Raw genomic sequence first — 7924 nt, 5'->3', positions numbered from 1 at the left:
GGCGGCGGGCCGGGCCCGCCGCCGCTTCCACTGTTTCCGTCCGGGGACGGCGGCTCACTTGCCGGTGGTGCCCAGTTCCCAGAGCTGGAGGTCGGAGCTGCCGTTGAGGAGCCGCTCCACTCCGGTGATGCCCTTGCGGGCGGCGACGTACTGCTTGCCCTGCCACAGCGGCAGCACCGGCACGTCCTCGGCGATGATCTCCTGGAGCCTGGCGAAGATCTCACCGGTGGCCGCGCGGTCGGCCTGGCGGCGGGACTGCGGGATGAGCTTGTTGGCCTCGGTGCTCACATAGGGCGATCCGAGGAAGTTGTCCTTCTCCAGGAACGGGGCGATGTAGTTGTCCGGGTCCGGGAAGTCGGGGACCCAGCCGAGGCCGTAGACGGGGTAGTCGCCGCGCTGCCCGGCGGCGCGGAAGGCGGACCACTCGGCGCCCTTGACGGTGACGGAGAAGAGCCCCGACGCGTTGAGCTGGTCGCGGATGACCTCGAACTCCTCGACCGCGTACCGGTCGGAGGCGTAGTGGAGGGTGAGCTTCACCGGGGTGGTGATGTTGGCGTCCCGGAGGTAGCCCTTGGCCCGCTTCAGGCTGGGGTCGCCGTACTTGTTGTAGAAGCTGTTCTTGTGGCCGCTGACGCTCGACGGGATGAGGGAGTACAGCGGTTCGGCGGTGGAGCTGTGCACATCGCCGGCGATCTGGCCGCGGTCGATGAGCGCGGCCATGGCCTGGCGCACGGCCTTGTCCTTCACCGACGGGTGCTCGGTGTTGAAGGCGAGGTACTGGATCGAGAGGCCGGGCAGCTCGGTGAGCTGGATGTCCTTGTCGGGGTTGTCCAGCATTTTGGCGATGTGGTCCGAGGCGATCTCGCGGGTGGCGATATCGATGTCGCCCTTCTCCAGGGCCTTGGTCATGGCCGCGGAGTCCTTGAAGATCCGCAGTTCGACCTTGCTGTTCCGGAGTTCGAGGTCGCCCTTGTAGGAGCCGTTCTTGTTGAACACGACCTTGGTGATCGCGCCGTCCTTGGCGGACGCCTTCATCGTGTACGGCCCGGAGCCGTCCACCTCGAAGCCGTCGCGGAGCTTCTTCGCGTCGTACGTCTTCTCGTTGAGGATCGCGGCGGCCGGCGTCGAGAGCTTGTACGGGAAGGTCGCGTCCGGTGTGGAGAGATGGAAGACGATCTCGTGGTCGCCCTTGACCTCGATGGTGTCGATGTTCGCCAGCAGGGCCGCGGCACCGTTGTCGCTGTTGATGGCGAGCAGCCGCTCGATGGAGAACTTGACGTCCTCGGCGGTCAGCTCGGTGCCGTCGGAGAACTTCAGATCGGCGCGGAGCTCGCAGCGGTAGCTCTGGGAGGCGTTGTCGGTGAAGGCGCAGCTCTCGGCGGCGTCCGGAACGGGCTCGCCGCCGCCGCGCGGGGCGTGCATCAGCGTCTGGACGGTCTGGCGCAGTACGTTCCAGGAGCCGGTGTCATAGGCGAAGGCCGGGTCCAGGGGCGCGGGCGCGTCCTTGTCCGCGACGAGTTTATCCGTGGTGCCCACGACAATGGCGTCGCCGCCACCGGCCCCGCCGTCCGTACTGCCGCAGGCGACGAGTACGGGCGCGAGCAGACCGACCACGGCCGGCAGCACCAGAGTCTTGCGGTTCATCCTGGACGTTCTCCTCATCCGGCACTGGGATACAGCCTGTTACGGGAGGCTTCGCCGCGCCGCCCTGTGGGGCGGCGCGATCGGTCCGTGGAATGAAGACCGACCGGTCCTGTGTTTCGCGGCGGTTCTGCGACCGCGGGCGCGTCGGTGGTGCGGCGAGGACTCGCGAAGAGATTAGTCGGCGCGAAGAGGCCGGCTTCACCGGGCCTGAGCGGCTCTGTATTCGCTCAGTGATCACTTGTGTCGGTGTGTGGATGGCCATGCCATGGAATGTTTCGTACACGGCTCCATGAATGTGGACACAAAGCACCGAATGCGGGTGCCGCAGGCACATCCACGACCGCCCTGGACCGTGGGGTTCAGGGCGGTTTCGGTGATGAATGTCACGCCGGGTGACTTATCGGAGGGGTCCTGCATAAACGCGGATCAGGCCAGGTGGTGAATATCCGGCGCGTTTCGCCACTTGTCTCCCGGGACTTCCCTGCTTTCCCGCCTTCCCCGGGTTCCCGGTCGTCTCCCGGCCTTCTCGCGTTCCCGGCTTCACGGGTTCCCGGGTTCCCTATTTCCGGGAATCACGCACGGTGCGGGTTTCAGTTCATGGGAGTGATCAGTGTGCGGAGAAACCGGAGATCCACTTCCTCCAGGGAGCCGACGACGACCCGGCCGGCGGCGGGCGCGATCGGGGCGACCGAGGGCACGGCGACCACCCGGCAGCCGGCCGCCTCCGCGGAGGCGACTCCGGTGGCGGTGTCCTCGATGACGGCGCACCCCGAGGGGTCGGCGCCGACCCCCCGCGCGGCCAGCAGATAGGGGTCGGGGTGCGGCTTGGTGCGCTCCACCTCGTCACCGGCGACCGAGAGGGTGAAGTTGGCGGGGCCGAGGGAGGCCAGGACCCGGTCGATGATGCGGCGGTGGGAGGCGGAGACCAGGGCGGTGGGCACCCGGTGGGCGGCGAGTTCGGCGAGGAGCCGCTCGGCGCCCGGCATCAGCGGCACGCCGCGGTCGATCCGGGCCTCGAACCGGTCGTTGAGCAGCACGGTCAGCTCCGGCAGCGCGATGTCGGCGCCGGTGGCCTCGATGAGGAAGCCCGCGCTGCGGGTCATCGGGCCGCCGACGACCACATCGCGCCAGGCCTCGTCCAGGGTGTGGCCGAGGCCGGCGAAGACCTCGACCTCGGCGTCCCACCAGAAGCCCTCGGTGTCCACCAGGGTGCCGTCCATGTCCAGGAAGACCGCTTCCAGGCCCGCGGCACCCGCCTGGCCGGGCTCGGGGCGGCCTTCGGCCGTACGGGTCAGGGACGCGGGGACCGTACTGGTCATCGGCACACCTCCGGAAGGGACGAGAAGGCCGGCCGACTCTCCCCGCGGCTCTCCCGCGGGGACAGGCGACCGGCCTGCTTGGGACCGATAAGTGTACGACTGCGGCGGCGCGAGCGCCCGGGGAAATCGGAAGGGGGCGTTCGGCGGCCCGGCGGCCCCGCCGCCCCCTCCCGTACCGCCGCGGTCCGCGGCCAGGTCGTCTCTTGCGGATCTTGCCGGGGCTCGCGAGCCCCGGCACCGCGCCTCGCCGGTCCGGCCCGACCGACCCGAAAGAAACTCCCTAGCGCGCGTTGAAGTACTTGGCCTCGGGGTGGTGGATGACGATGGCGTCGGTGGACTGCTCGGGGTGGAGCTGGAACTCCTCCGACAGCTCCACGCCGATCCGCTCCGGCCGGAGCAGGTCGGCGATCTTCGCCCGGTCCTCCAGGTCCGGGCAGGCGCCGTAGCCGAGGGAGAACCGCGCGCCCCGGTACTTCAGCGCGAACATGTCCTCCACGGCGTCGGGGTCCTCGCCCCCGTAGCCGAGTTCGGCGCGGACCCGGGCGTGCCAGTACTCGGCGAGCGCCTCGGCGAGCTGGACGGAGAGCCCGTGCAGTTCGAGGTAGTCGCGGTAGGAGTCGGAGGCGAAGAGCTCGGCCGTCGCCTCGCCGATCCTGGAGCCGACGGTGACGACCTGGAGGCCGACGACATCGGTCTCGCCGGACTCCTCCGGGCGGAAGAAGTCGGCGAGGCAGAGCCGGCGGCCCCGGCGCTGGCGGGGGAAGGAGAAACGGGTGCGCTCGGAGCCGTCCTCGTTCAGCAGGATCAGATCGTCGCCCTTGGAGACACAGGGGAAGTAGCCGTAGACGACGGCGGCCTCCAGGAGGTTGCGGGTGTGGAGCTGCTCCAGCCAGCCGCGCAGCCGGGGCCGTCCCTCGCTCTCCACCAGCTCCTCGTACGAGGGTCCGTCGCCGGCCCGGGTCTGCTTGAGGCCCCACTGCCCCTTGAAGAGGGCGCCCTCGTCCAGCCAGGAGGCGTACTCCTTGAGCTGGATGCCCTTGATGACCCGGGTGCCCCAGAAGGGAGGTGTGGGCACCGGGTTGTCGATGGCGACGTCGGAGCGGGCGGCGCCCTCCTCGGGGCGCTCCTCGACGACCGCGGTCGCGGCGGGCCTGACCCGGCGCTGCTTCAGCTCGGGCAGCACCGCCCCGGGGACACCGCGCTTGACCGCGATGAGCGCGTCCATCAGCCGCAGGCCCTCGAAGGCGTCCCGGGCGTAGCGCACCTCGCCCTCGTAGATCTCGTGCAGATCCTGTTCGACATAGGCGCGGGTGAGGGCGGCGCCGCCGAGGATGACGGGGTAGTCGGCGGCCATCTTGCGCTGGTTGAGCTCCTGGAGGTTCTCCTTCATGATCACCGTGGATTTCACCAGCAGGCCGGACATGCCGATCACATCGGCGCGGTGCTCCTCGGCGGCCTCCAGGATCGCCGAGACCGGCTGCTTGATCCCCAGGTTGACCACGTTGTAGCCGTTGTTGGAGAGGATGATGTCGACCAGGTTCTTGCCGATGTCGTGCACATCGCCGCGGACGGTGGCGAGCACGATGGTGCCCTTGCCCTCCGCGTCGGACTTCTCCATGTGCGGCTCCAGATGGGCGACCGCGAGCTTCATCACCTCGGCGGACTGGAGCACGAACGGCAGCTGCATCTGGCCGGACCCGAACAGCTCGCCGACGACCTTCATGCCCTCCAGGAGGGTGTCGTTGACGATGGCGAGGGCGGGCCGGTCCTGGAGGGCCTCGTCGAGGTCGGCCTGGAGACCGTTCTTCTCGCCGTCGATGATGCGCCGCTGGAGCCGCTCGTCCAGCGGGAGGGCGAGCAGTTCCTCGGCCTTGCCCGCCTTCATGGACTTGGTGTTGACGCCCTCGAAGAGCGCCATCAGCCGCTGGAGCGGGTCGTACCCCTCGGCCCTGCGGTCGTGGATCAGGTCGAGCGCGACCTTGATCTGCTCCTCGTCGAAGCGGGCGATGGGAAGGATCTTGGAGGCGTGGACGATGGCGGAGTCCAGGCCGGCCTTGACGCACTCGTCGAGGAAGACGGAGTTGAGCAGGATGCGGGCGGCCGGGTTGAGGCCGAAGGAGATGTTGGAGAGGCCGAGGGTGGTCTGCACATCGGGGTGGCGGCGCTTCAGCTCGCGGATGGCCCCGATGGTGGCGATGCCGTCCTTGCGGGACTCCTCCTGCCCGGTGCAGATGGTGAAGGTGAGGGTGTCGATGAGGATGTCCGACTCCAGGATTCCCCAGTTCCCGGTGAGGTCGGCGATGAGCCGCTCGGCGATGGCGACCTTGTGCTCGACGGTCCGGGCCTGGCCCTCCTCGTCGATGGTGAGGGCGATCAGGGCCGCGCCGTGCTCCTGGGCCAGCCGGGTGACCTGGGCGAAGCGGGAGTCGGGACCGTCGCCGTCCTCGTAGTTGACGGAGTTGATGACGGCCCGGCCGCCGAGCTTCTCCAGGCCGGCCCGGATCACATCGACCTCGGTGGAGTCCAGGACGAGCGGGAGGGTGGAGGCGGTGGCGAACCGGCCCGCCAGCTCCCGCATGTCGGCGACGCCGTCCCGGCCCACGTAGTCGACGCAGAGGTCGAGCATGTGCGCGCCCTCGCGGATCTGGTCGCGGGCGATCTCCACACAGTCGTCCCAGCGGGCCTCCAGCATGGCCTCGCGGAACTTCTTGGAGCCGTTGGCGTTGGTGCGCTCGCCGATCGCCATGTAGGAGGTGTCCTGGCGGAAGGGCACCGTCTGGTAGAGAGAGGCGGCACCGGGCTCGGGGCGCGGGTCACGGGCGGCCGGGGTGAGGCTGCGGACCCGCTCGACGACCTGGCGCAGGTGCTCCGGTGTCGTACCGCAGCAGCCGCCGACCAGGGAGAGGCCGTACTCGTGGACGAAGTTCTCCTGGGCGTCGGCCAGCTCCGGCGCGGAGAGCGGGTAGTGCGCGCCGTCCTTGCCGAGGACGGGCAGTCCGGCGTTGGGCATGCAGGAGAGCGGGATGCGGGAGTGGCGGGCCAGATAGCGCAGGTGCTCGCTCATCTCGGCGGGGCCGGTGGCGCAGTTCAGGCCGATCATGTCGATGCCGAGGGGCTCCAGGGCGGTCAGGGCCGCGCCGATCTCGGAGCCGAGGAGCATGGTGCCGGTGGTCTCGACGGTCACCGAGCAGATCAGCGGCAGGTTCAGTCCGGAGGTCTCCAGGGCCCGGCGGGCGCCGAGTATGGCGGCCTTGGTCTGGAGCAGGTCCTGGGTGGTCTCCACCAGGAGGGCGTCCGCGCCGCCCGCGATCATGCCCTCGGCGTTCTGCTGGTAGGCGTCGCGGAGGGTGAGGTAGGGGGCGTGGCCCAGTGTGGGGAGTTTGGTGCCGGGGCCCATGGAGCCCAGCACCCAGCGCTGCTGTCCGGTGGCGGCGGTGAACTCGTCGGCGACCTCCCGGGCGATCCGGGCGCCCGCCTCGGCCAGTTCGTGGACGCGCTCGGGGATGTCGTACTCCGCCAGGGCCGCGTAGTTCGTGCCGAAGGTGTTGGTCTCCACGCAGTCGACGCCGACCTCGAAGTAGGCCGCGTGGACCGAGCGCACGATGTCGGGGCGGGTGACATTGAGGATCTCGTTGCAGCCTTCGAGGTTCTCGAAGTCCTCCATCGTCGGGTCCTGCGCCTGGAGCATGGTGCCCATCGCGCCGTCGGCGACGACGACTCGCGTGGCAAGGGCCTCGCGGAGGGCTTCGATCCGGGTCCGGCTGTCGGCGGAAGGGGCGGAAGAGGTCGGCGACGAGGCCATGGAATGAGCTCCCTGGGATGCGACGGCTGTCGGCTTTGCGGCCTCCGGTGAGAGGGCGCACGGACCCAAGAGTAGCCGGAGCGGGCGTATGGGGGCGGTGGTGTCCCACGGGGCGGACTCCCATAGCCGGGGGCTTTCAGCGGAGCCGTCCGCCACGAGATACTCGCTCCACACTGACCGAGGTCGGCATCGACCGCTAGTGTTCAGCATTGTCGAACAGCAGTGGGAGAGGGCCGATCCGATGGCGAAGAGCATCCAGTCACTGGAGCGCGCGGCGGCGATGCTGCGGCTGCTCGCGGGCGGGGAGCGCCGGCTGGGCCTGTCGGACATCGCCTCCTCGCTGGAGCTCGCCAAGGGGACCGCCCACGGCATCCTGCGGACCCTCCAGGCCGAGGGCTTCGTCGAGCAGGACCCCGCGTCGGGGCGGTACCAGCTGGGGGCGGAGCTGCTGCGGCTCGGCACCGGCTATCTGGATGTGCACGAGCTGCGCGCCCGCGCGCTGGTCTGGACGGACGACCTGGCCCGCTCCAGCGGGGAGAGCGTCCATCTGGGCGTGGCTCACCAGCACGGCGTACTCATCGTCCACCATGTCTTCCGGCCCGACGACAGCCGCCAGGTGCTGGAGGTGGGGGCCATGCAGCCGCTGCACTCCACGGCGCTGGGCAAGGTGCTCGCCGCGTACGACCCGGTGGCGCACACCGAGGCCCTCGAAGTGGAGCGGGAGGCGTTCACCCCGCGGACCGTGACCGGTCTGGAGGAGTTCGAGGCGGGGCTGGCCCTCACCCGGGCGCGCGGCTGGGCCGCCGATGTCGAGGAGACCTGGGAGGGCGTGGCCGCGGTCGCGGCCCCGGTCCACGACCGCCGGCGCATGCCGGTGGGGGCGGTGGCCATCACGGGCCCGGTGGAGCGGGTGTGCGACGGCGAGGAGCTGCGCTCGGAGCTGGTGGCGGCGGTGCGCGAGTGCGCCCGCTCGGTCTCGCGGGATCTGGGCGCCGGCCGGTTCTGAGCGCCGCCGGGCGCCGGTGGGGCCGGGGACGGGCCCCCGGAGGCCCGTGGGGGTGCGCCGGGCCGCCCACGGGGATGCCCGGGGCCCTGCCGCGCGCGCGGTCGGCCGCGCCGGGCCGCCGGGCCGCGCTCGCCGCGTGCCACCTCCGCGCCG

Annotated in this window: 4 protein-coding genes; 1 reads left to right on the top strand and 3 read right to left on the bottom strand. The window is 70.4% G+C overall.

Annotation, left to right across the window (positions count from 1 at the left end; all coding sequences use genetic code 11):
• Positions 1-54 precede the first annotated feature (54 nt).
• The 3 genes from ABT122_RS32665 to metH all read right to left on the bottom strand — a co-directional run bounded on the left by ABT122_RS32665 (position 55) and on the right by metH (position 6765).
• Positions 55-1644 (bottom strand): ABC transporter substrate-binding protein, encoded by a 1590-nt coding sequence (locus tag ABT122_RS32665; RefSeq protein ID WP_351559659.1) that lies wholly within the window; start codon positions 1642-1644, stop codon positions 55-57.
• 590 nt (positions 1645-2234) lie between these two features.
• Positions 2235-2963, bottom strand: a complete 729-nt coding sequence (locus tag ABT122_RS32660; RefSeq protein ID WP_351559657.1) for an HAD family hydrolase — start codon at positions 2961-2963, stop codon at positions 2235-2237.
• Between the two features lie 280 nt (positions 2964-3243).
• Positions 3244-6765, bottom strand: a complete 3522-nt coding sequence (gene metH, locus ABT122_RS32655; protein WP_351559655.1) for a methionine synthase — start codon at positions 6763-6765, stop codon at positions 3244-3246.
• Positions 6766-7006: 241 nt separating this feature from the next.
• Here metH and ABT122_RS32650 point away from each other — a divergent pair, with 241 nt between their 5' ends.
• Entirely contained in the window at positions 7007-7771 is a 765-nt protein-coding gene (locus ABT122_RS32650) for an IclR family transcriptional regulator (RefSeq protein WP_351559661.1), read from the top strand.
• The last annotated feature ends 153 nt before the right edge of the window (positions 7772-7924 follow it).

This window comes from Streptomyces sp. NPDC001985 (genome assembly GCF_040296845.1).
In the GTDB taxonomy this organism is placed as follows: Bacteria; Actinomycetota; Actinomycetes; order Streptomycetales; family Streptomycetaceae; genus Streptomyces.
The sequence above is the reverse complement of the archived record's forward strand: the minus strand, read 5'-3'. Positions and strand labels throughout refer to the sequence as shown.